18 protein-coding genes and 1 pseudogene are annotated in these 22,089 nt (G+C 49.1%); 16 read left to right on the top strand and 3 right to left on the bottom strand.

Features of this window, described 5'->3' with window-relative positions:
* The 9 genes and pseudogenes from E0E20_RS07145 to E0E20_RS14745 all read left to right on the top strand — a co-directional run.
* A complete protein-coding gene (locus E0E20_RS07145) occupies positions 1–1,152 on the top strand; it encodes a siphovirus ReqiPepy6 Gp37-like family protein (RefSeq protein WP_130837519.1) in 1,152 nt (383 codons plus the stop codon).
* A 12-nt stretch (positions 1,153–1,164) separates the two neighbouring features.
* Entirely contained in the window at positions 1,165–2,151 is a 987-nt protein-coding gene (locus E0E20_RS07140; protein ID WP_130837518.1) for a hypothetical protein, read from the top strand.
* A 1-nt stretch (position 2,152) separates the two neighbouring features.
* Positions 2,153–2,878, top strand: coding sequence for a hypothetical protein (locus E0E20_RS07135; RefSeq protein WP_130837517.1), 726 nt, complete (start codon positions 2,153–2,155; stop codon positions 2,876–2,878).
* Between the two features lie 72 nt (positions 2,879–2,950).
* On the top strand, positions 2,951–3,475 hold the full coding sequence (locus E0E20_RS07130) for a hypothetical protein (RefSeq protein WP_130837516.1): 525 nt from the start codon (positions 2,951–2,953) through the stop codon (positions 3,473–3,475).
* 138 nt (positions 3,476–3,613) lie between these two features.
* Positions 3,614–3,886 (top strand): DUF6275 family protein, encoded by a 273-nt coding sequence (locus tag E0E20_RS07125; RefSeq protein WP_130837515.1) that lies wholly within the window; start codon positions 3,614–3,616, stop codon positions 3,884–3,886.
* Positions 3,887–3,996: 110 nt separating this feature from the next.
* Positions 3,997–4,266 (top strand): hypothetical protein, encoded by a 270-nt coding sequence (locus E0E20_RS07120; RefSeq protein ID WP_130837514.1) that lies wholly within the window; start codon positions 3,997–3,999, stop codon positions 4,264–4,266.
* Positions 4,263–4,511 (top strand): hypothetical protein, encoded by a 249-nt coding sequence (locus E0E20_RS07115; RefSeq protein WP_130837513.1) that lies wholly within the window; start codon positions 4,263–4,265, stop codon positions 4,509–4,511. Before E0E20_RS07120 ends, E0E20_RS07115 begins: the two co-directional genes overlap by 4 nt.
* The gene (locus E0E20_RS07110; protein WP_130837512.1) at positions 4,498–5,253 is read left to right on the top strand and encodes an SH3 domain-containing protein; all 756 of its coding nucleotides are present in this window, start codon (positions 4,498–4,500) and stop codon (positions 5,251–5,253) included. Before E0E20_RS07115 ends, E0E20_RS07110 begins: the two co-directional genes overlap by 14 nt.
* 493 nt (positions 5,254–5,746) lie before the next feature.
* Positions 5,747–5,833 (top strand): annotated as a pseudogene (locus E0E20_RS14745) (transposase); the annotation flags it as partial.
* Positions 5,834–6,157: 324 nt separating this feature from the next.
* On the opposite strand, the gene E0E20_RS07100 reads toward E0E20_RS14745, so the two are convergent.
* Positions 6,158–7,027 (bottom strand): helix-turn-helix domain-containing protein, encoded by an 870-nt coding sequence (locus tag E0E20_RS07100; RefSeq protein ID WP_130837510.1) that lies wholly within the window; start codon positions 7,025–7,027, stop codon positions 6,158–6,160.
* Positions 7,028–7,350: 323 nt separating this feature from the next.
* Between E0E20_RS07100 and E0E20_RS07095 the strand changes: the two genes are divergently transcribed.
* From E0E20_RS07095 to E0E20_RS07080, 4 genes are all read left to right on the top strand, one after another.
* Entirely contained in the window at positions 7,351–8,742 is a 1,392-nt protein-coding gene (locus tag E0E20_RS07095) for an ABC transporter substrate-binding protein (RefSeq protein ID WP_130837509.1), read from the top strand.
* A 134-nt stretch (positions 8,743–8,876) separates the two neighbouring features.
* Complete coding sequence (locus E0E20_RS07090; RefSeq protein ID WP_130837508.1) at positions 8,877–9,752, top strand: carbohydrate ABC transporter permease; 876 nt, start codon at positions 8,877–8,879, stop codon at positions 9,750–9,752.
* Positions 9,749–10,642, top strand: coding sequence for a carbohydrate ABC transporter permease (locus E0E20_RS07085; protein WP_242622702.1), 894 nt, complete (start codon positions 9,749–9,751; stop codon positions 10,640–10,642). The genes E0E20_RS07090 and E0E20_RS07085 overlap by 4 nt, the downstream gene beginning before the upstream one ends.
* Before the next feature lie 107 nt (positions 10,643–10,749).
* Positions 10,750–12,876, top strand: a complete 2,127-nt coding sequence (locus tag E0E20_RS07080) for a glycoside hydrolase family 36 protein (RefSeq protein ID WP_130837507.1) — start codon at positions 10,750–10,752, stop codon at positions 12,874–12,876.
* 399 nt (positions 12,877–13,275) lie between these two features.
* Here E0E20_RS07080 and E0E20_RS14340 read toward each other — a convergent pair whose 3' ends face one another.
* Both E0E20_RS14340 and E0E20_RS07065 read right to left on the bottom strand, forming a co-directional pair.
* Positions 13,276–14,967 (bottom strand): Cof-type HAD-IIB family hydrolase, encoded by a 1,692-nt coding sequence (locus E0E20_RS14340; protein WP_165444020.1) that lies wholly within the window; start codon positions 14,965–14,967, stop codon positions 13,276–13,278.
* Between the two features lie 6 nt (positions 14,968–14,973).
* Positions 14,974–16,620 (bottom strand): ABC-F family ATP-binding cassette domain-containing protein, encoded by a 1,647-nt coding sequence (locus E0E20_RS07065; RefSeq protein ID WP_130837506.1) that lies wholly within the window; start codon positions 16,618–16,620, stop codon positions 14,974–14,976.
* Between the two features lie 272 nt (positions 16,621–16,892).
* On the opposite strand from E0E20_RS07065, the gene E0E20_RS07060 reads away from it, so the two are divergent.
* From E0E20_RS07060 to ppdK, 3 genes are all read left to right on the top strand, one after another.
* Positions 16,893–18,323, top strand: a complete 1,431-nt coding sequence (locus E0E20_RS07060; RefSeq protein WP_130837505.1) for a chloride channel protein — start codon at positions 16,893–16,895, stop codon at positions 18,321–18,323.
* A 187-nt stretch (positions 18,324–18,510) separates the two neighbouring features.
* On the top strand, positions 18,511–19,365 hold the full coding sequence (locus tag E0E20_RS07055; RefSeq protein ID WP_330508861.1) for a glycerophosphodiester phosphodiesterase family protein: 855 nt from the start codon (positions 18,511–18,513) through the stop codon (positions 19,363–19,365).
* Between the two features lie 70 nt (positions 19,366–19,435).
* Positions 19,436–22,075, top strand: coding sequence for a pyruvate, phosphate dikinase (gene ppdK / locus E0E20_RS07050; RefSeq protein ID WP_130837503.1), 2,640 nt, complete (start codon positions 19,436–19,438; stop codon positions 22,073–22,075).
* Positions 22,076–22,089 lie beyond the last annotated feature (14 nt).

The raw sequence follows: 22,089 nt of genomic DNA, 5'->3' as shown, positions 1-22,089 counted from the left end.
ATGACGCCGTTAATTCTTGATAAAAATTTTGAAGCAATTGGATTGTGTGATACATTCAAGTCATTTATTTGGGCCGATAGATACAACAAAGAGGGTGACTTTGAAATCGTTACAGTTGGCGATAAGGCTAAAGAAGAAATCTATCAAATCGGAAATTATATTTATGTAACAGAATCTGACCGAACAATGATAGTCGAAAGTTTGGAGTTAAAAACAAACTATGACGATGGCGACGAATTTATTATTTCAGGGAGATCTCTAGATAGTATCCTTTCAAGAAGAATTGTTTGGGGACAGAAAGATTTGACTGGTAATTTTCAGAATGCTATCCAAACACTTCTTAATGAAAACATAATCAGTCCGTCTGATCCATCTAGAAAAATTCCAAACTTCAAATTTAAAACATCCACCGATTCTACAATTACATCTCTGTCAATAGATACGCAATTTACAGGCGATACCCTTTACAAAGCTATTCAAGGGTTATGTGATCAAAATAACGTTGGATTCAAGGTTACAAGAGAAGGTTCTGACTTTGTATTTAGTCTTTATGTTGGCACAAACAGAACATATGACCAGACGGATAACTTATATGTGGAATTCTCGCCAAAATATGACAACATAACAGAAACAGATTATGTCCAGTCTTCAAAGAATTTGAAGAACGTTACTCTTGTTGGTGGAGAGGGTGAGGGGTCAGAGAGAAAATATTATACGGTTGGGAATACTTCTGTTACTGGTCTTGATAGATATGAGCTTTTTACAGATGCAAGAGGAACCTCTTCTAAAGTAACAGATGATAATGGAGAGTCTCGCGATCTCAGTACCAGTGAATACAACGCATTACTTAAACAAAAAGGTGATGAAAATCTTGCTAAAAAAGAAAACATGGCAACAAAGTCATTCGATGGAAAACTTAATGCTGACCAAATGTTTACTCTGAATAAGGACTTTTATCTTGGGGATGTTGTTCAGGTAGTAAATGAGTATGGCATACAAGGTGTGTCAAGAATTACGGAGATTATATACTCTTGGGATAATAACGGGCTTCGGATTTACCCGTCGTTTGATAGTGCAAAAGTAAACGATATCCAAACGTCTATTCTTAGTTGGGTCGATAAAGATGGATATTGGCATTCTATAGATAAGTAGAGGTGATTGTATATGGCTCTAACATATGGCTTTTTTAATTCACAAAACGGTGACCGGAAATACAACGCCGATCAGATGTCCAGTATCTTTGACGGAATTATCGAGGATGGTGTGTATATGACCATTGCAAACCGGTTTAATGTAGCAGCAGGAGATGGGATGAGCGTCACTGTGGATACTGGTAGGGCTTGGTTTAATCACACTTGGACTGTGAATGATTCAAAGTTGATTCTAGACATCGACAAGCAGATAGCACCACTTCATAGAATTGATTCTATTGTGCTAGAAGTTAATCATGCTCTTGATTATCGGCGTAACGAAATAAAAGTGATTAAAGGAATGGCTGAAAAAGATCCGTTGCCGCCTACATTGGAAGATACTACTGAGGTGTTTTATCACAAGATTGCCGATGTTTATGTTAAAAATACTGATGAAACAACAGCAATTAATGATTCTGATATAACAAACTATGTTGGGACTTCCACGTGTCCTTATGTAACCGCGCCTCTTAAAACCATCAATGCCGACCAGTTGCTTCAGCAATGGAATGCCCAATGGCGAGAAGAATTTAGTAATCAGACCGATGCTTTTAGATCAAAGTACGAAGAGTTAGCGACTTATACTGGCCTTGCACAGGAGCATTGGAGCGCGTGGTTTGCCAATATTAAGCATAATCTTAGTGGTGATGTCGCCGGGAATTTGCAACTTCAGATTGAAAAGCTAGGTAGTGTAACTGAAGTTACTTTATCAAAAGACAACTGGGAAGAGAGCGATGGGCGTTATCACCAGACAGTATCTCTTCCGGGAGCTATGAACGACAGTATTATTGAAATTCATGGAAATGTGAACGCCGCTATGGATACCGACGCACAAAAAGCTTATTTGAGAGCGTATAATGCTGTTGCTTGCGGATATGGGACTGTAACTACCGATTCGGTGACATTTTATACGTATAAAAAGCCAGTAACGACAATCTCTCTGAAAATAAAAGGAGTCTAAAATGGGTGAAGTTTTAATGCAACCGATTGGTGGGAGTGTATCATCGTCGGACGTAACCATTACAAGAGAATTACTATTATCTGGTTACACTGGCCTCACCGCAGATTCAAATGATGAGGTTGTTGACGGGCAGCTACCAGTGCATGAAGCAACAACAAACGCAATCAGTTGGGCTAGATCATCTGAGGGTAAAACCAACATATTAGTACCATCCGGTGGGTATATTAATAAGACTTCAAACGGGTATCCGGAGATTGTAGTAGATAATGAATTATATTCAAAGTCTGAGTACGATGCCCGATGGCAAGATGGCGTGGATCATGCTGATGGAAGAGTAAACACTGAGTCAGAGTCATATAAAGCTGGGTATACGGCAAGATCGCTTCATGTGGTGAAGCTCGGGGAGTGTAGAACAAATCCTCTTCCAAGTGGTCAGGGGACGTGGTCTGGAAATAAAGCATATACCTTTGATATAACCGACTATATCCAGTATGGTATTACAGCAGACAACATTGTTCTTAGAAACGCTGGTCTGTCATGGTATAGTCAGACTAATTTCATAAATTTCAGTGCAGGTGGTGGTAGCGCGGTATCGTCAACATTATCGGGGAGTAATGCTATTGTATATTGCCCTTATGCCGCTAATCGCCAATATTGGAATGGCAGTGGTTGGAGGCAGTGGGAGTGGTACACCTATTGTGACGCATATTTGATCTATTACGCATAACTATACTTGTTATATTTCGCACCAAGAGTCGTCATTAGTTTGGCGGCTCTTTTTATATAGATGAGGGACTAGATGACAGAATGGGATTTTTATCAAAACTTAATTAATTATATAACAGGGCCACAATTCGGCAACCGAGTTTTGCTCTGGTTAATTGTATTTATTATTGTACTTACAATTCTTCAGTATAGTAAATTGCCAGTATACCCGTGGTCGATGATAGGTCGCGCAATTGGTAAATCCTTAAATGCAGATATAATTCAACAACAGGAAAAAATACGCTCAGATGTCGAGAAGTTAAGGATAGAAATGAATAAAACAGATAGTGGCATACGAGCTGAAATAAAACTTATTAACCAAAATCGAGATATTGATAAGGTAGAACTCTGGAGGAGCCAAATTATTCGGTTTGCCGATGAGATACGAGTCGGCTTACGTCATTCTGAAGAGGGTTTTAATGAAGTCTTAGAAGCCATAACAAGATACGAGCAGTTTTGTATCGATCATCCCAAATTTCCTAATTCCAAAGCAACTGCGTCTATTAGGCTGATTAAGAAAACATATGAGCAATGTCTTAAAAATGATGCGTTTATATGAAAGGGCGTATATATGACTGCTGTAGTAATTGTAACTGGTGCACTTGCACTAATAATCATAACTGTGCTGGTGATCGGGACCTGCGTGATCGTCGCAGGCGTCCGGTATATGGATGAGTAAGAAAAGGAGAGAAAAGACATGACGGATAAAAAATTTGTTGAGTTGTGCAAAGGTAAAGTGGCAGAGTACTTCAATAATCGCAAAGATGCGACTGACAAAAACGGAAACATTACGACAGAGGATGTTTTCGTCGTCTGGATGTGTAAGGCGCTGCAGAACTGGAAAGCGCTGCTCAGCACAACTGTTTCGGACGGTATGTACTACGAACTGACTTTTAATGGAGACAAAAGCGAGCTGTATCTTGACGCCTACAAGAAGTGGGAAAACAGGTGCATCAAGGTAGGGATGTAAGTCCGCAGTTGCAATGAAAAATGACAAAACTCTCGGCTAGCGCGCAGGCTGGGGTTTATGGCTCTTCGGGAAATCGGAGGGCCTTTTTATTTTATAAAGGAATTAGAGTCATGAAGCTAAACAAACTGGACTACATATTAATTATCGCTGTTATACATATGGAACTCTGGGGCACAATTTTCTTTGTTGGGTGGTGTTTATTTAATACAGAACCGACAACTTTAGAAAGCGTAATGATTCCAATATCCGCAATAGAGCTATTACTTGCCGCAGTGATCAAAATAAAGAAAAAACCTCAACCAGAGGCAGAACAATCTCAAATAGATGATATTGAAATTATTGATTTAGACGATGTAACAGACGAAGGAGGTCTAGGATGACAAAAGCGGATATGATTCGTAAGTTTACTTCAAGAAAGTTTTGGTTCGCAGTGGTAGCGTTTGTTAGCGCAATCTTGACAGCGTTTAACGTACCAGAAGCATCGGCAGCGCAGGTTACGTCTATTATTATGGCGTTTGGTGCATTGATTGCATACATTTTTGCAGAGGGATGGGCTGATGCATCCAGAGCACTTGGGCAGGGGATGATGGCGTCTACAGAGGAGACTGAGGATGAGCAAGATTGAATCGGCTATATCTTGGATGGAGCGCACCGCTAATGATGACTCTCATGGTTATGACCAAATTCATCGTTGGGGGCCTGACTATGACTGTTCCAGTGCTATAATCACAGCATGGGAGCAGGCTGGAGTTGCGGTTAAATCTAAAGGTGCTACATATACTGGCAATATGTATAGTGTGTTTATGAAATGTGGCTTTGCGGATATTACCAGCTCGATCAATCTGGCTACTGGAAAAGGACTGAGACGGGGAGATGTATTGTTAAATAAGAGACATCATACGGCTATGTTCTGTGGTGGAATGAAAGAAGTAGAAGCATCCATTAATGAAAATGGGAGAGCTATTAACGGGCTTACTGGTGATCAGACCGGAAGAGAGTTCCTCATCAGACGATATAGAAACTACCCGTGGGACTGTGTGCTGAGGTATAAAGAAGAGAGTATTGATAAGACTAATACGGCTCAGGTTGTGACTTCTGGGGCAACCTATTTTAACAGTTCTGCCGCAAAGGGAGTACGATTTGCTGTGGACCCGGCAAAGGTAACATCGTTCCTTAATATGCGTACAGACACCAAGGATAACGCTGGTAATCGCATTGTTGGTACGCTTCGTCCGGGTGAAGTTGTAATTTGGTACGGCTACTATAAGATTGATAAGAATGGGAACGCTTGGCTGTATATCTCTACCAATAGCATTGCCAATGCAAAAACTGGATATTGCGCAGAAGAATATTTAATTAAAAAGTAGTCGCTTTTATTAAAATTGCGTGCTATACTCAAAGCATCTTAGAACTTCCAAAGCCTACAGTGTACGCCATTATCTATTGATGGATTACAATAATGCGAATGGGAAACAACCCGATGGTGGGTATGACCGTGAGCACGGCTGTTTCCGTGCAACAGGCCGCGGAGGCAGGTAAGTTCTGAGAAATGGCGTAAATGCGCGGGTTAGAAGCTATGAGAACGTGTGGAAAACGCCGTGTAGCTAACACGTAGGTGACAAATATAAGCGATAAAACATGGGGATTGCATCTTAGCGGTGCTCCCCTTGTTTTATATCTGAATCTTCTCTATTTCCCTTTTCAGCTCCTCAATACTCCTATTAAACCTGCTCGGTGATGTCCGAAATACTGTGCTCGGCAATCCTTTTTTTTGATATCCGCATCATGAATTACACCTTCAATATGTTGCGATCGTATATTGTGAATTCGCATCCGTGAAATAGGAGCCAGATGCTTTGCATGGATCCTCTCGTCCTTATTGAGATTCCCATCATCCAGTATCTCTACGGTATTCGAAGCATGCGTCAAATAATCAAAGAGATTGAAGTAAGAGTTTTTGAAGAATGCTACAGCCATCATCTCATCGATACAAAAGGCATCTTTATTGATTCCACCCGTGTGAAGGCGTGCGCTAATAATAAAAAGGCCGAGAAGAAGCTTGTCCATCAGGGAGCTCTCTTCTGCGAAAAGCAGCTGGAGATCGAGATCAATGCTGATCGACGACGGCATAGCTCCGCTTTTCCCTTATAAGCGCCCTATGACCAGGGAAATTATTCTGCAACCACCGTTCATTTTGCGCAAACAATCAGAAAGTGGGGCATAGAACCGTCCCCTGTCCCACTTTAAAAGCGACTGTTCTTTTATTATAGCTCAGCCTGTACTGGAATCCTGAGAAGTGATCTGGCCTTGTCCGGGCAGAAGAGCGGTCAGGTTTGACGGGTAAAGGAGTCCACTATGCAGTTTTCGATATGTTGTTGGATTTATACCGGTTACTTTTTTGAAAATGCGATTAAAGGTCTGTTGATTATGATATCCACATTCGTAACAGACCGTTGAAATATCCTTTTCAGTGTTCAGAAGTTGAAATTTAGCATAATTAATTCGCTGAGAATTAATATAACCGGCAAGGTTCGTCCCGAGAATATTTGAAAATATTCTGGACAGGGCGTATCGCCCGATTCCGAATTGTCTGGAAAGTGAATCCAGTGACAGATTTTCCAAAGCGTGATCACCGATATAGGAAATGATGCGAGTGGAAAGTTCTTTATTCACACTCTGATCCACCGGCATGGGTCTAAGATAAGGAAAAGCAAAACAGAATCCGGCAGAGATCAGAGAACCGACCAGTTCGCCAGTCAATAGTGCTCTTGGAATATGATTAAGCCTGTTTTCAATCCAATTGAGATCATCAGGAATATTGTCATTTCTAATAACAGGAATATGAGGATAGTACCCTTCAAGTTTCATTTTATAAAGTGGTAGAAGTTCCAAAGAACAATTAACTATATTAAGACTGGTGTGTGCATCATCGGAAAGAGTATGGTAATCATGTGCAATATTAGGAAAGATAAATGCGATATCTCCCTGATTAAGGATATGCCGTACCGGGCCTATCTGCATATCCAGTTTTCCCTCGATAACGTGAACGATTTCTATATATCTGTGAATATGTAAAGGATATTGCAGAGATGTTTTCTCATTAACAATAAAATAAGAATCGAGTTTGTTTTCATACAGCATCTTACTTACCTTACATATAAATAATTAATGAAATCCAGCGAAATTCAGTCAAAACTCTGAAATTCAGTCCATAGTTATTATATTGGAATAATACACATAAAAGCAAAAAATGTTAATAATTGACCGGATAAATGCGTGGTCATTGCAATAAATGTGTGCATTAACGAAAGAAAAGCGAAAAACGCAACGAGCGTTTGTATATAATTAATAATATCTTTTAGAAATTTCCGCTTTATTGGCTCATAAAGTATAAAAAAAACGAATGAAATTTCAGTATCGTAAAAAAATGCCCAAAACGGCGTAAAGAAAGAGAGGAAAATTATATGAAAAAGAAATTAGCAGTAAAGGCAATCAGCTCCGTGCTGGCAGGGACGATGGTCCTCTCACTTGGAGGGTGCGGAAGCTCCGGATCTTCGAGCACGGCAACAACTCAGTCCGCAGCAGCAGAGACTACTGCAGCAGAAGCTGAGGCAGATGATGCGGCAGCAACCGAAGAGGCAAAGGCTCCGGAAGGAAGCATCGAGCTGGCGTATAACCTTACAACAGATGATTACGCTGTATTCCAGCAGATCATTGCTGATTTCACAGAAGAAACAGACATTCAGGTAACTGTTAATAATCTTGGCAGCGACTACGAATCTGCCATGAAGACAAAGATGGCCTCCAACGATCTTCCGGATATGTGGGTTACTCACGGATGGTCACTTATCCGGTATAGCGAATATATGATGGATATTTCCGATCAGCCTTGGGTAGAGAAGATTGATTCCGGTCTGAAGGACGTTATTACCAATGATGACGGGGAGCTGTTCATCCTGCCTATTACGCAGGCCGTTGCATCCATTATGTATAACAAGGATGTTGTTGACGCAGCAGGCGTTGAAATTGCTGATATCCGTACATGGGATGATTTCAATGATGCATGCCAGAAGATCGCTGATTCCGGCAAGACACCTATCGAAATGGTTCTGACGGATGCTTATGATTCCTATACACTTGAAGGCCTCTGGCCGACTGAGTACACCAATGATGGTGTAGCAGATGCAGAAGCTAACAGAGAATCCCTGAAGGATGGCTCCTGGGATTGGACACAGCATACAGAAGCTTTCGATCTTATTCAGACATGGTATGAGAATGGCTGGATCAATGACGATTATGTATCCGGTAAAAGAGATCAGGTCCTGCAGGCACTCGCTAACGGCGATGGTGCATTTACACTGTTCTCAACAGAGAATATTCCTCAGATCCGTATACTGAATAAAGATGCCAACATTGGTATTCTTCCTTATCCGTCTGTTGCTGAAGATGCTCCTTCTTACTTTGGTACCGGCGAAGGCAACTTTTCCTGCTTCGGCATCTGGAAAGATACAGAGTATGCTGATGAGTGCAAGCAGCTTCTTGCGTACCTCGCTCAGCCTGAAATTGCATCTCAGATTGTTATGATCGATGGTGGTATCCCGGCGCTGACAGATACAGAGGTTGAGAGTGGCACAGATGCAGCTTATACTGCAGATGCATTTAAGGAAGCTCAGACTCAGTTCGATGGCGATCTGTTCTATGACAATTTCTTCGATCGTGAGTATCTTCCTTCCGGTATGTGGTCCGTTATGACCGATTCTGTTGATACTTTCCTTGCAGATGGCGATCCCGCTTCCGCTAAAGAAGAGGCAGTTGGCATTGTGGCAGATAACTACAATGATCTGATGGGCAACTAAGGATTACACAAAATCTTAATAATGGTTTTTAAGTGACATGGCGGGCTCTATTTCGGGAAAAACAGGACAGCTAACCCGGAGCGGGGCCCTTTTATACTTAAGACCTTTCAGTTAACAGAGTAGGAGAAGCATGTATGGATAAAAGATATAAAAAACTGGATGTGTACTACATACCGGCGATTGTTATCATATTGCTGTTTGTAGCATATCCTCTGGCTAACGCTTTTTATCTTTCGTTCTTTAACTGGAATGGGTATTCTCAGACAAAGGAATTTGTGGGGATAACAAACTACATTTCCATGTTCAATGATAAGAACTTCCTGGTTGCAATGAGAAATACGCTGATCTATGGATTCGGCTGTACTGCGCTGCAGCAGGTGATCGGACTTGCGATGGCGCTGTTTCTGAACAGTAAGTTCAAGGGAAGAGGCATTATAAGAACCGTTATTTACATGCCGGCCATGGTATCAGGCTTGATCATGGGCTATATCATGTATTTCTTTTTCCAGAGCAAAGGCGGTGTATTGAACGATATTTTAGCGTTCTTGGGTATGGGCGCCGTGAACTGGCTTGGAAAAGAATGGAATGCTATCGGGGTTATTGTATTTGTTAATACATGGCAGTTCGTTGGTATTTCCATGGTTATCTATCTTGCAGGTATTCAGGGAGTATCCAATTCTTATCTCGAGGCGGCAACGGTTGACGGAGCGAATTCGTGGCAACTATTCCATCATATTATTTTACCAAACCTTATTCCGGCACTTTCTTCTTCCGTTACATACAACCTGATCGGCGGTCTGAAACTCTACGATGTTATCATTGCAATGACAGATGGCGGTCCCGCAAAGAAAACCAACTCATTTGCAACCTACATTGCAAACCGGTATTTCGATTCAGAGCGTGCCGGATATGCTGCTGCGATCGGCGTTTTTTCTTTCGTTATGATCATGATTATCTCAATGACTGTTAACAGCTGCTTCCGCAAACAAGAGAGGAGCCTGGAATCATGATGAAAAATAAAAAGAAGTATACAGATACCGGAGAAGGAGTTATTCATGAGCCGGATGAGGTGGGATCTGTCTCCTTCCGAAAAAAAGACTGGTGGAAATATCTGATCGGGCTTTTCCTTCTGTTTGCTTATCTGTTTCCGTTTTATGTCATCATTAATGTATCATTGAAGGCATTTAACGATACATCTTCGAGAATTCAGCTGGCAAACCCCATATATTGGGATAATTATCAGAAGCTCATTCAAACCGGAGAGATTTTTAACGGTATTAAAAACTCACTGATTATTACAGTTCTGGTCCTTCTTGTTGAGATTATTGTAGGCTGTATGGCTTCCTATGCTTTGGCAAGACATCAGTCTAAATTTAATGAAGTTATCAGAAATCTGATCATGGGCGTCATGATGATTACACCGCTTACTACTTTGGTCGGTGTATATTCCACCATGTCAAAGATCCATGGGACTTCTACATATTGGGGGATCGTACTTATCCTGAGTGCGTTTGGTCTTCCTCTGGTTATTTTCCTGTACACCAATTTCATCGGATCGATTCCAAGAGCATTGGATGAAGCCGCCGCAATTGACGGTGCTAGCAATATGCAGACTTTTTTCCTGGTTATTCTGCCTCAGCTGCGGACGGTTACGATTACTGTTATTATTCTGCAGGGTGTAGGTGTATGGAATGAATATACGTATTCATACTATTTCCTGCAGAAAGCAGAGATGGCAACGATTACTCTGGTTATTAAGACTTTCTTCGGTTCTGTAATGAATGATTATGGTCAGGCGGCTGCAAACGCAGTTGTAGGTATGCTGCCTTTAATCGTCCTGTACCTGTTCCTTCAGAAATACTTTATTAAAGGCCAGGTGGATTCGGCAATTAAGAGCTGAGAGACTTGTATGAGAGTACCTGATTTTGGATATCAGAAAAAATCGGAGTCGGTATACAGAAAAAATTACGCCGTAGTATTAATAATCATATTTAAGGAGCATATATCATGTCACAGAAAATTGAAATGTTGGAAAAAAACCTTTATGTTGCATTCAACATTCGCGATGATGGCGTTGTAGAACTGGAAAAGTTTGTTCCGTCGAGCCTTAGAAATGCTGGAGAAGTCAAGATCGGCAATGGCAGCGGAAGAGAAATGGGACAAGTGATATATCCTATTATCGAGATTAATGTAACAGGAAAATCCACCCGCGGTACGCACGGCTATCGTCATAATTCCGGCAGTGCTTCACTGGATTTTAAGTATGTAAATCATGTAGTGAATGAACATGCTGCAGGAAAGAAACTGGTCATCACCCTCAAAACTGAGAGCGATATCTATGCTTATTATCACATGACTTTCTACGATGATATCCCGGTTGTTCGAGTTTTCACGGAACTGGAGAATAAGGGCACAGAGAGCTGGCCGGTAGAATACATTTCCTCATTCATTTATCAGAATGTCTGCGGAAACGGCAAGCAGCCTTATTTCGACAAAACTGATATTTATATCCCTTATAACAGCTGGGACTGTGAAGCTCATTGGAAAAAAGAGGATCTTACAGACCTTAATCTGTCAGGAATGGTGGTCGACGGATTCAATACACCGGGATTCGGCAACAACCGTTTTGCCTACACAGGCCACAGCTCCTGGTCATCCGTTGAATACCTGCCGATGGGAATCTGCCAGGACAGAGAAATGAAAGAAACCTATATCTTCCAGGTAGAGTCCTCCGGTCAGTGGCATATCGAGTACGATACGGAACTCGGGAAGAGACTGGCGATTGCATTATCCGGACCGACGGAGCAGGAACACGCGTGGTGGCTGAACCTGAAACCGGGAATCAAGTTCACGACGGTACCGGCAGCCTTTGGCGTTGTGGAAGGTGATGTTTCGGATTCTGTAGCGGCGCTGACTCTGTACCGCCGCGCGATGAGACGGCCGAACGACGATGATGAAAAGCTGAATGTTGTTTTCAACGATTATATGAACTGTCTGATGGGCGATCCTACTGATGAAAAAGAACGCGCTATCATGGATAAAGCCGCTGCAATGGGATGCGAGTATTACTGCCTGGACTGCGGCTGGTATGATAAAGGATACTGGTGGGACAGAGTCGGCGAATGGGTCGAATCTCCGGAGCGTTTCCCGAATGGTCTGAAAGCAATCTGCGATTACGCCAACGGCAAGGGCATGAAGATGGGACTATGGCTGGAAATCGAAGTCATGGGGACTGCCAGCGAACTGGCCGCTAAGCTCCCGGATGACTGGTTTGTATGCCGTCATGGGAAACGTCACATCGATAATAAGAGATACCTTCTGGACTTCAGAAATCCGGAAGTCTATCAATACTGCATGGACGTCGTAGACCGCCTGATCAACGATTACGGCGTGGGATACTTTAAGATAGACTACAATGTAACGCAGGGAATCGGCTCCGATCTGAATACCGAAAGCTGTGCCGGTGCGGTGCTTGGTCACTACGAAGCGCTTCACAGATGGTATGAAGAAATCTTCAGAAAGCATCCGGACCTCGTCATCGAGAACTGCGGTTCCGGTGCGCAGAGAATGGATTACGGCATGCTTCGCCTTCTGTCTCTGCAGTCGACCTCTGACCAGACCGATTATATTTACAACTCCTACATCGCGTCCAATGTCGCCTCTGCAGTAACACCGGAGCAGGCAGGAATGTGGGTCTATCCGTACGAGAATGAAGAGGAGCATGTTATCTACAATATGATAAACGGCATCCTGCTCCGCCCGTACATGAGCGGCATGGTGTGGAAATTCGGCGAACACACGATGGACCTTTTGAGGGAAGGTATTTCTGTATACAAGCGGATCCGCGGTGATATCCGTAAGGCTGTCCCGTTCTGGCCGGTGGGATTCAACAATATTCGCGATTCAGTTTTGGTTTATGGTGTCAAGACGGAGGATGTTGCATATCTTTCCGTATTCACGCCGAAGACCGATACCGCAGAAATTCCGCTTCATTTTGACGGGAAAATTATCGATAAGGTGGAGGTTATCTATCCTTCCAGGGTCAACTGTGAGTTTGAACTCAAAGATGGCGTCCTTTCTGTAAAGATGCCGCAGATGACAGCAGCAAGACTTTTCAGAGTTACTTTAAAATAACCGATTAAAAAGAGCGGCCGTAATGCTTCGGGCATTCGGCTGCCTTTTTGTAAAACAAAAACGCCGGCGATCTTCTGATGTGGGACATAGAACCGTAGCCTGTCCTACCATGAAAGGGAAGCGAACGGAATATACTGTAAGGCAGGTCGCCCATCCGGCGTCCTGGGGAGTTGACTTCATCAAAGTGGATGACGTCTGCGTAAAGTATGCTGTCATGAATGATGAATGGATGCTGACCTATGGCGGAGATGAGATCGAAATAATTCGCCGTGCAATTGATCAGTGTGGGAGAGCAATAGTCGTCGTATCAAACAATCTCTTTCTGTCGATCTTCCGCGGGACACAATCCTCTATCGGAAAGCGTACCACAAGCATGTGAGAGGATCATCCGTATGCCGTTTACGCGCCGGCGCGGTCCATCCGGGCCTCAAGAACCGGGACAAGTCCGTCGTGGTCGTTGTCATCGCGGGTGATGATGTCCGCGGCCGCGGCCAGCTCCGGGAGCTCCTTGATCCCGTTGCACATGGCGATGCCGAGTCCTGCCTCGCGGAGCATGCTGATGTCGTTTTCGGAATCGCCGGCGGCAATGCTGCTGCTGACCGGAAGGCCGAGCATGCGGCAGATTCGCTGCACGGCGGCACCTTTCCCGGCATGAACCGATACGATCTCGAGGTACCACTGGTTGGAGTAGAACGCGGAGGCTGTGCCCGCGAGCTCGTCGCTCACGCGCCGGCGGAGACGCTCGAGCTTTTCCGGTGCATTCAGTGCTATGGCAAGGCATTTGCACGGCTCCTGCGACATGCCGGAGCTGAGATCGGGGCCGGTCACACAAAGCGGCATGCGGTGCCAGCGCTGGTAGAATTCCGTCTCTTTTTCCGCGGACCGGGCGACGATGCCCGCCTCGTTGTAGCTTTGGATATAGACGCCGCACTCGTCGGCGAGCTGCACGATTTTCCGGACGGCGTCAAAGGGAAGCCCCTCATGAAAGATCACGGCCTCCGAGCCGCAGTCGTAGAGCTCCGCGCCGTTGCAGGCGCAGAGGTAGAGGCCGGGGAAATCCTGAAGCAGATTGTCCTGCCGGACCATCTGCATATCAAAAAGCGTTCGGCCGGAGCTGAGCACGAGCCGGTTCCCGGCGGCGGCCCAGTGATTCAGCGCGTCCCGCGTTGCGGGAGAGATGTGCTTTTCGCTGTTTAAGAGTGTGCCGTCGAGATCGGCAAAGAAGAGCTTTGTTTCGGGAGAGATGTGAAAAACATGGTGCTTCAGCGCAAGCAGAACCGTCTCCGGGACAAAGAGCTTTCCGCAGTAGCCGGTGCCCATCTCGAGATCCCTTTTGTTTGCGCCGTGAAAATCGGAGCCGCCGGTCACAAGGAGGCCGTGCGCCTCTGCAAGGCGGCGAAGCTCTTCTGTCTCGGCGGGGGAATATTTAGAGTAGATGCACTCGAGGCCGCACATGCCGGCCTCTTTCATTTCCGCGACAAGAGAGGACAGCGCTTCCTTTCCCATCTGATACTGGAGGGGATGTGCGAGGACGGCGGCTCCTCCGAATTCGCGGATGAAGCGGACGGCCATCGCCGGTGAAATCTTGGCGCGGGGGACAAAGTATTTGCAGTGATCGCCGATATAGCGGTCAAAGGCCTCGGCGCGGCTTTTTACGATGCCGTGCGCCTCCATGTAGGCGGCGAAATGCGCACGGGTGATCACCGCACCCGGGTTTTCCGCCGTGAGACCTTCATAGGGAACCGGAAGACCGGCCTCGCACAGGAGGCGGCACATTTTCCGGTTCCGCAGATCGCGCGCGTCGGCAAATTCATGGATGCGCTCCTGAAATCCGGGGCTGTCGCAGCGAAAATAGTAGCCGAGCACATGGATGTCCCGGCCGTGATATTCGGTGGAAAATTCAATGCCGGGGATGACCTCGACGCCCGTGCCGCGTGCGGCGCGCTGCGCTTCCTCGATGCCGTCCGTGGTGTCGTGATCGGTCAGGGCGAACGCGGAGAGGCCGAGATCCCGCGCGTGGGCGACGAGCTCGGCCGGCGTAAGGGTACCGTCGGAGAAGGTGGAATGGACGTGCAGATCAACAGCATGCATGGGCGGTCACTCCTCGAGGACTTCGTCCTCCTCTGCGTCGGAGACATAGACGGTTCTGCGGCGGGCGTCGGCGTCCGCGGCGAGATAGCTGTCATAGTCGGTGACCTTGTCGATATAGCCTCCGCCCGGGAGCAGTTCGATGATGCGGTTCGCCGTGGTCTGCACAACCTGATGGTCGCGGCAGGCGATCAGCTCGACGCCGGGGAAGCGGATCATGCCGTCGTTCAGCGCGGAGATGGACTCCATGTCGAGGTGGTTCGTCGGCTCGTCGAAGATGAGGCAGTTCGCGCCGCTGATCATCATGGACGAGAGCTGACAGCGCACCTTTTCGCCGCCGGAGAGAATACGGACCTTCTTTACGCCGTCCTCGCCGGGGAAGAGCATGCGCCCCAAAAAGCCGCGGACGTAGGTAACGTCCTTATTGGCAGAATATCCCGACAGCCATTCGGTGATATTGAGATCGGAGTCGAAGAGGCTGGTGTTATCTTTTTTGAAATAGGACTGGGAGGTGGTGACGCCCCACTTGAAGCTTCCCTCGTCCGGCTCGAGTCTTCCCATCAGAATTTCAAAGAGTGTGGACTTGGCGAGCTCCTGCCCGCCGACAAAGGCGATCTTGTCATTGCGGCCCATCACAAAGGAGATGTGATCGAGCACTTTCACGCCGTTTATGGTCTTGCTGAGGTTCTCGACCGTGAGCACCTCGTTCCCGATCTCGCGGTCCGGCCGGAAGTCGATGTAAGGGTACTTGCGGGAGGAGGGGCGGATATTCTCGAGCTGAATCTTCTCGAGGGCCTTTTTGCGCGAGGTCGCCTGCTTGGACTTTGAGGCGTTGGCAGCGAAGCGGGAAATGAATTCCTTGAGTTCCTTGATCTTTTCCTCTTTCTTGCGGTTCTCCTCTTTCATCTGGCGGACCATGAGCTGGCTGGACTCGTACCAGAAATCATAGTTGCCTGCGTAGAGCTGAATCTTGCCGTAGTCGATGTCGGCGATGCAGGTGCAGACCTTGTTGAGGAAATACCGATCGTGCGAGACTACGATGACCGTGTTTTCAAAGCCGATCAGGAATTCCTCGAGCCATGCGATCGCGTCCATGTCGAGATGGTTCGTCGGCTCGTCGAGGAGCAGGATATCCGGGTTGCCGAAGAGAGCGCGGGCGAGCAGTACCTTGACCTTCTGCGCGCCGCTAAGCTCGCCCATGGTGAGGTGATGGAGCTCGGGAGCGATCGCGAGACCGGTGAGGAGCGTCTCGGCGTCCGTCTCGGCGTTCCAGCCGTCCATCTCCGCAAACTCAGTCTCCAGCTCCGCAGCGCGTTCGCCGTCGGCATCGCTGAAATCCGTCTTGGCGTAGAGCGCGTCCTTTTCTTTCATGATCTCATACAGGCGTGCGTTGCCCTGCATGACGGTTTCGAGAACCTCCAGATCGTTGTACTTGTTCTGGTCCTGCTCGAGAAAGGACAGGCGCTGCCCGGGCGTGATGGAGATGGTGCCGTTTGTGGTGTCGAGCTGTCCGGAGAGAATCTTCAGAAACGTGGATTTTCCAGCGCCGTTTGCACCGATGATGCCGTAGCACTCGCCCTCGACAAATTTGATGTTGACTTCCTCGAACAGCGCTTTCTTTCCGACGCGGTAGGTAACGTTATTGGCTGCGATCATGGAGCGGAGACCTCTTTCTTTGATGAAAACTTTCTACTATATAAATAATGCTGACTGCAACAACTGTCATTTTACAGGAAAAATAAGTAAATTCAACTGCTATAATTACCAAAATACGGTACAATAGCGGTGCTGTAAATGGCGGGACCCCGAAAAAGGAGATCCCGGACGCGGCCCGGAGGCGGTTCATGCAGGACGCCCGCGGCCAACAAACCGCACGAAGCAGAGTAGCCTGTGCGGCATAAAAAGGAACGACAGTGAGGCGGAGCGATATGGAACAGTGCGGTATGGAGTTGGAAAAGCAGGGAAACGGAGCGGAGACGGGAGAGGAAATCAAAGAGGCCCGGGGAGCGGACGGAGGCGGCAGGCCGGATGATCTGAGTATTTCCTATTACCGGACGCAGCTCGTGAATCTGTGGATCAGCGCAGAGAGCTTTTTCAAATGGACGTTCATCGGCGCGGTGGTCGGAATCATCTGCGGCCTGTTCGGCGCGCTGTTTTATCACGGGCTGGTGTTCTCGGACGCTTTCTTTCAGGTACATCACCGGCTGATCTTCCTGCTCCCGCTGGCGGGTGTTCTCGTCGTAGGGCTCTACCGGATCACCGGCTCTACGGGGCAGAATCTCGACACCATGGTTGAATCGGTGAGTCAGGGAAAGCGTCTTCCGCTGAAGCTTCTGCCTGCCGTCATCGGAGGCACGTGGATCTCGCATTTCTTCGGCGGCTCGGCAGGCAAAGAGGGGGCGGCCTTTCAGATCGGCGACACGCTGGGCAACTTCATCGCGCGCCTCCTCCGCCTTGATGCGAATGACGCGGAGCTGTGCTCCAGGGCAGGGATGGCAGCGCTGTTCGCGGCGATTTTCGGAACGCCGGTCACGGCGACCTTTTTTATCACCATGCTGACTACCTCCGGGAGCTTTTTCTCTATTTCCATGCTGCCCAATCTGATCGCCGCCATTGCCGCGCATCTTGTGGCGTCGCGCCTTGGCGTGCATACGGAGCGGTATGCCGTCGACATTCCGCTGTACGGAACGTCGGTTCTCTGGCGTGTGGCGGTGCTCTCGGCGCTGGGGGCCGTGCTGTCGACCGTGGTCTGCGACGTGCTCCACGCGACCTCGCATTTTATGCAGCGGCTTCTCCCGAACCGCTGGATCCGCGCGCTTGTGGGTGGCGCTCTGGTCGCGGCGGTCATGTTGCTCGACGGAACCTACGGCTACGCGGGGGGAAGCAGCTACATGATGGACGATGCGATTCTTCTCGGGACGGCGAGGCCCCATGATTTTATCCTGAAGCTCATTCTCACGGCGGTCACGCTGGGCGCCGGGCTCGTGGGCGGTGAGGTGATGCCGGTTTTCTTCATCGGTGCAACGTTCGGGGCCTTTGCCGGGCCGCTGCTGGGACTCCCCGGAGGCTTTTCTGCAGCGCTCGGCGTGATCGTGGTATTCGGCGGTGCGACCAACAGCCTCTTTGCACCGTTTGCTCTGGCGGGTGAGCTGTTCGGCGGTCTCGGCTCGGGCGGTATCGTATATTTTGCTTTTGCGAGCATCGTGAGCTACCTGCTCTCTGGCTACGCCAGCCTCTATTACAGCCAGACAATCGTCTTCTCCAAGTCGAGGGCGAGCTATATCGGCGTCCACGCGAACGACGCGCATTCCGACCGCAGCCTCTTTGCATGGAGGGCCCGCAGGAAGCGGCGGCGATGATGCGGGAAACTCCTCCCGGAGGATCCGCGGCAGGCATAGCAAAAAAAGCTTTTTCATGTTACTATAATTACATGAGACGGAGCGCTGTGCTTCGCTCCCTGCGCGGCGTGCGACCGGTACGGAAGCAGGGCGGCGGGCGGCTCCTGAGACTTATGAAAGACGGCTCTCTGTCATTTCACTAACGGATATGATGATTCTTAATTCTTTTCGGCTTCTGTTTACTGTTTTCGGCATATTTGCCGTACTGTACCTGCTGGCGATCATGCCAAGACTCTTGAACCGCCCGGATCGGACGGCTTTTCAGACAAAACTTTTCGCACACCGGGGGCTTCACGACAATCGGACCGGGGCGCCGGAAAATTCAATGCCTGCGTTCCGTAGGGCGGTGCAGGCGGGGTATGGAATCGAGCTCGATGTTCAGACGACGCGGGATCATGTCCCGGTCGTTTTTCATGATTTCACACTGGAGCGGATGTGCGGCGTCCCGGGAAAGGTAAGCGACTATACGTTCGAGGAGCTGCGCCGCTTCACGCTCGGAACAAGCGATGAGCAGATTCCGTCGTTCCGCGAGTTTCTGGATGAAGTGAACGGCGCGGTGCCGCTCATTGTGGAATATAAGGTCGAGGCGCGGGATCTCTCCGTATGCCGGATCTGTGCGCCGATGCTCCGGAATTATCCGGGCGTGTACTGCATCGAATCGTTTAATCCGCTGGTGCTTCTCTGGTACCGCAAGCATGCGCCGGAGGTCATGCGCGGGCAGCTCTCGGACGCCTTTCTCCGCAGCAGAAAATACTGGGGGAGGCATGCGCCGGGGATGTTTCTGCTGCAGATGCTGATGGAAAATTTCCTGACCGGCCCGGACTTCATCGCATACAATCATGAGAATCAGGCGAACCCGTCAAGAAAGCTCTGCCGCGGCCTGTACCGGATCGGTGCGGCCGCATGGACCATCCGGAGCCGGGAGCAGCTCGAGCGGGCGAAGAGACATTTTGACGTGTTTATTTTTGACAGCTTCCTCCCCGAGGAGGCGGACTTACTCTAGCAATCCTTCCCCAAAGGGATTGACTTCATATTATGTCATGTGCCCGGAGCGGCACAGAAAGGGTTAAGGCATGAGCAAAAGGGTATATCTGTTCACAGAGGGAAATGCCGGTATGCGGAACCTCCTGGGCGGTAAAGGCGCAGGCCTCGCGGAGATGACGAAAATCGGTCTTCCGATTCCGAACGGCTTCACCATCTCTACCGAAGCGTGTACGGACTACTATGAAGAGAACAAGACCATCAGCGAGGATACGCAGAGACAGATCTACGAGGCGATGAGCTGGCTTGAAGAGCGTCAGGGGAAAAAGTTCGGCGACACGGAGGACCCGCTTCTGGTTTCTGTCCGCTCCGGCGCCCGCGCATCCATGCCCGGCATGATGGATACCATTCTGAACCTCGGCCTCAACGATGTATCGGTCGAGGGATTTGCGAGAAAGACCGGCAATCCGCGCTTTGCCTACGATTCCTATCGGCGCTTCATCCAGATGTTCTCGGATGTCGTCATGGGGATGAGCAAGACCTTTTTTGACAGCATTCTGGACGGGACCCGCCGGGCGAAAGGCTATGTCTATGATTATGAGCTGACGGCCGAGGATCTGAAGGACATCATTTCCCGCTTCAAGGCGGTTTATGCGGAGAAGATGGGACAGGAATTTCCGCAGGATCCGAGAGAGCAGCTGATGGCGGCGATTCAGGCGGTGTTCCGCTCATGGGACAACCCCCGCGCCAATTCGTACCGCAGAATGTACGATATCCCGTATTCGTGGGGAACCGCGGTCAATGTGCAGGCCATGGTGTTCGGAAACAAGGGCGATACCTCCGGTACGGGCGTGGCGTTCACCCGCAGCCCCTCCACGGGAGCGAAAGGAATTTTCGGCGAGTATCTGATCAATGCGCAGGGCGAGGACGTCGTCGCGGGTATCCGCACGCCGCAGCCGATCACCAAGCTGCAGGAGGATATGCCGGAAGTCTACAAGCAGTTCATTGATTCGGCGAAGATTCTTGAGAATCATTATCGTGACATGCAGGACATGGAGTTCACCATCGAAGAGGGCAAGCTCTATTTCCTGCAGACCCGGAACGGCAAGAGAACCGCGCAGGCAGCTCTGCAGATCGCCTGCGACCTTGTTGATGAAAACATGATCACGCCGGAGGAGGCGGTGCTTCGCATCGAGGCGCAGTCTCTCGATCAGCTTCTCCATCCGAATTTTGACGTGCAGGCGCTGAAGAACGGACGCGTGATCGGACAGGCGCTTCCGGCGTCTCCCGGCGCGGCGGCGGGCCGCGTCTATTTCGATGCGGACGACGCGATTGCGGCGCGCACCGAGGGGCAAAGGGTCATTCTGGTCCGTCAGGAAACCTCTCCGGAGGACATCGAGGGAATGCACGCGGCAGAGGGCGTTCTGACCATGCGCGGCGGCATGACCTCGCATGCGGCGGTCGTGGCCCGCGGCATGGGCACCTGCTGCGTCTCCGGCTGCGGTGACATGACGGTGAATGAGGCGGAAAAATACTTTGAGCTTGGCGGCGTCACAGTCAGAGAGGGAGACTACATCTCTCTCGACGGATCCACCGGCAAGATCTATCTCGGCGATATCCCCACGGTTGAGGCGTCGATCACCGGCAATTTCGAGCGCATCATGAAGTGGGCGGATTCGTTCCGGAGACTCCGGGTCCGCACCAACGCTGATACGCCGGCGGACGCGGAGAATGCGGTGAACCTCGGGGCGGAGGGGATCGGACTGTGCCGCACCGAGCACATGTTCTTTGCGCCGGAGCGTATTCCGAAGATCCGCCGCATGATTCTCTCCGATACGACGGAGGAGAGAGAGGCTGCGCTGAACGAGCTGATCCCTTATCAGAAAGGGGACTTCAAGGGCATCTACAAGGCGATGCAGGGCATGCCGGTCACGATCCGTTTCCTGGATCCCCCGCTGCACGAGTTTGTCCCTACGACCGAGGAGGACATGCGGGAGCTTGCCGACGACATGAACCTCACGCTTGCGGATGTCCGGGCGCGGTGCGACGCGCTGCATGAGTTCAATCCGATGATGGGACACCGCGGCTGCCGTCTGTCCGTCACCTACCCGGAAATTGCCCGGATGCAGACGAGAGCGGTGATCGAGGCGGCGATCGAGGTGAACGCGGAGTGCGGCTATCACATCGAGCCGGAGATCATGGTTCCGCTCGTAGGTGATAAGAAAGAGCTGGATGTCGTCAAGAAAGTGATCGACAGCACCGCAGAGCAGGTTAAGGCGGAAAAGGGCTCCGATCTCGTGTACCATGTCGGCACGATGATCGAAATTCCGAGAGCCGCTCTGATGGCGGATTCCATTGCGGAGTCGGCGGAGTTCTTTTCTTTCGGGACAAACGATCTGACGCAGATGACATTCGGCTTCTCTCGTGACGATGCCGGCAAGTTCCTGCAGGATTATTACAAGAGCAAGATCTACGAGGCGGACCCGTTTGCCCATCTTGACCAGAACGGCGTCGGCCAGTTGATCGAGATGGCCGCGGCGAAAGCGAAAAAGGTGCGTCCGGACATCCATATGGGCATCTGCGGCGAGCACGGCGGCGATCCTGCCTCCATCGAGTTCTGTAACCGTGCGGGCTTAAGCTATGTGAGCTGCTCTCCGTTCCGTGTGCCGATCGCGCGTCTTGCCGCGGCGCAGGCCGAGATCAAACTGAGAAGAGAAGCAAAGGAGTCATGACGCTGACAGACGGA

The organism is Lachnoclostridium sp. Marseille-P6806, from assembly GCF_900625025.1.
GTDB lineage: Bacteria > Bacillota > Clostridia > Lachnospirales > Lachnospiraceae > CAG-791.
The sequence above is the reverse complement of the archived record's forward strand: the minus strand, read 5'-3'. Positions and strand labels throughout refer to the sequence as shown.

Excerpts from the sequence above, each read along its gene's own strand:
- E0E20_RS07110 (WP_130837512.1), top strand. The coding sequence starts at position 4,498 with ATGAGCAAGATTGAATCGGCTATATCTTGGATGGAGCGCACCGCTAAT.
- E0E20_RS07125 (WP_130837515.1), top strand. The coding sequence starts at position 3,614 with ATGACGGATAAAAAATTTGTTGAGTTGTGCAAAGGTAAAGTGGCAGAG.
- E0E20_RS07115 (WP_130837513.1), top strand. The coding sequence starts at position 4,263 with ATGACAAAAGCGGATATGATTCGTAAGTTTACTTCAAGAAAGTTTTGG.
- ppdK (WP_130837503.1), top strand. The coding sequence starts at position 19,436 with ATGAGCAAAAGGGTATATCTGTTCACAGAGGGAAATGCCGGTATGCGG.
- E0E20_RS07065 (WP_130837506.1), bottom strand. The coding sequence starts at position 16,620 with ATGATCGCAGCCAATAACGTTACCTACCGCGTCGGAAAGAAAGCGCTG.
- E0E20_RS07055 (WP_330508861.1), top strand. The coding sequence starts at position 18,511 with ATGATGATTCTTAATTCTTTTCGGCTTCTGTTTACTGTTTTCGGCATA.
- E0E20_RS07095 (WP_130837509.1), top strand. The coding sequence starts at position 7,351 with ATGAAAAAGAAATTAGCAGTAAAGGCAATCAGCTCCGTGCTGGCAGGG.
- E0E20_RS07080 (WP_130837507.1), top strand. The coding sequence starts at position 10,750 with ATGTCACAGAAAATTGAAATGTTGGAAAAAAACCTTTATGTTGCATTC.
- E0E20_RS07130 (WP_130837516.1), top strand. The coding sequence starts at position 2,951 with ATGACAGAATGGGATTTTTATCAAAACTTAATTAATTATATAACAGGG.
- E0E20_RS07060 (WP_130837505.1), top strand. The coding sequence starts at position 16,893 with ATGGAACAGTGCGGTATGGAGTTGGAAAAGCAGGGAAACGGAGCGGAG.
- E0E20_RS07140 (WP_130837518.1), top strand. The coding sequence starts at position 1,165 with ATGGCTCTAACATATGGCTTTTTTAATTCACAAAACGGTGACCGGAAA.
- E0E20_RS07100 (WP_130837510.1), bottom strand. The coding sequence starts at position 7,027 with ATGCTGTATGAAAACAAACTCGATTCTTATTTTATTGTTAATGAGAAA.
- E0E20_RS07135 (WP_130837517.1), top strand. The coding sequence starts at position 2,153 with ATGGGTGAAGTTTTAATGCAACCGATTGGTGGGAGTGTATCATCGTCG.
- E0E20_RS07090 (WP_130837508.1), top strand. The coding sequence starts at position 8,877 with ATGGATAAAAGATATAAAAAACTGGATGTGTACTACATACCGGCGATT.
- E0E20_RS07120 (WP_130837514.1), top strand. The coding sequence starts at position 3,997 with ATGAAGCTAAACAAACTGGACTACATATTAATTATCGCTGTTATACAT.
- E0E20_RS07145 (WP_130837519.1), top strand. The coding sequence starts at position 1 with ATGACGCCGTTAATTCTTGATAAAAATTTTGAAGCAATTGGATTGTGT.
- E0E20_RS14340 (WP_165444020.1), bottom strand. The coding sequence starts at position 14,967 with ATGCATGCTGTTGATCTGCACGTCCATTCCACCTTCTCCGACGGTACC.
- E0E20_RS07085 (WP_242622702.1), top strand. The coding sequence starts at position 9,749 with ATGATGAAAAATAAAAAGAAGTATACAGATACCGGAGAAGGAGTTATT.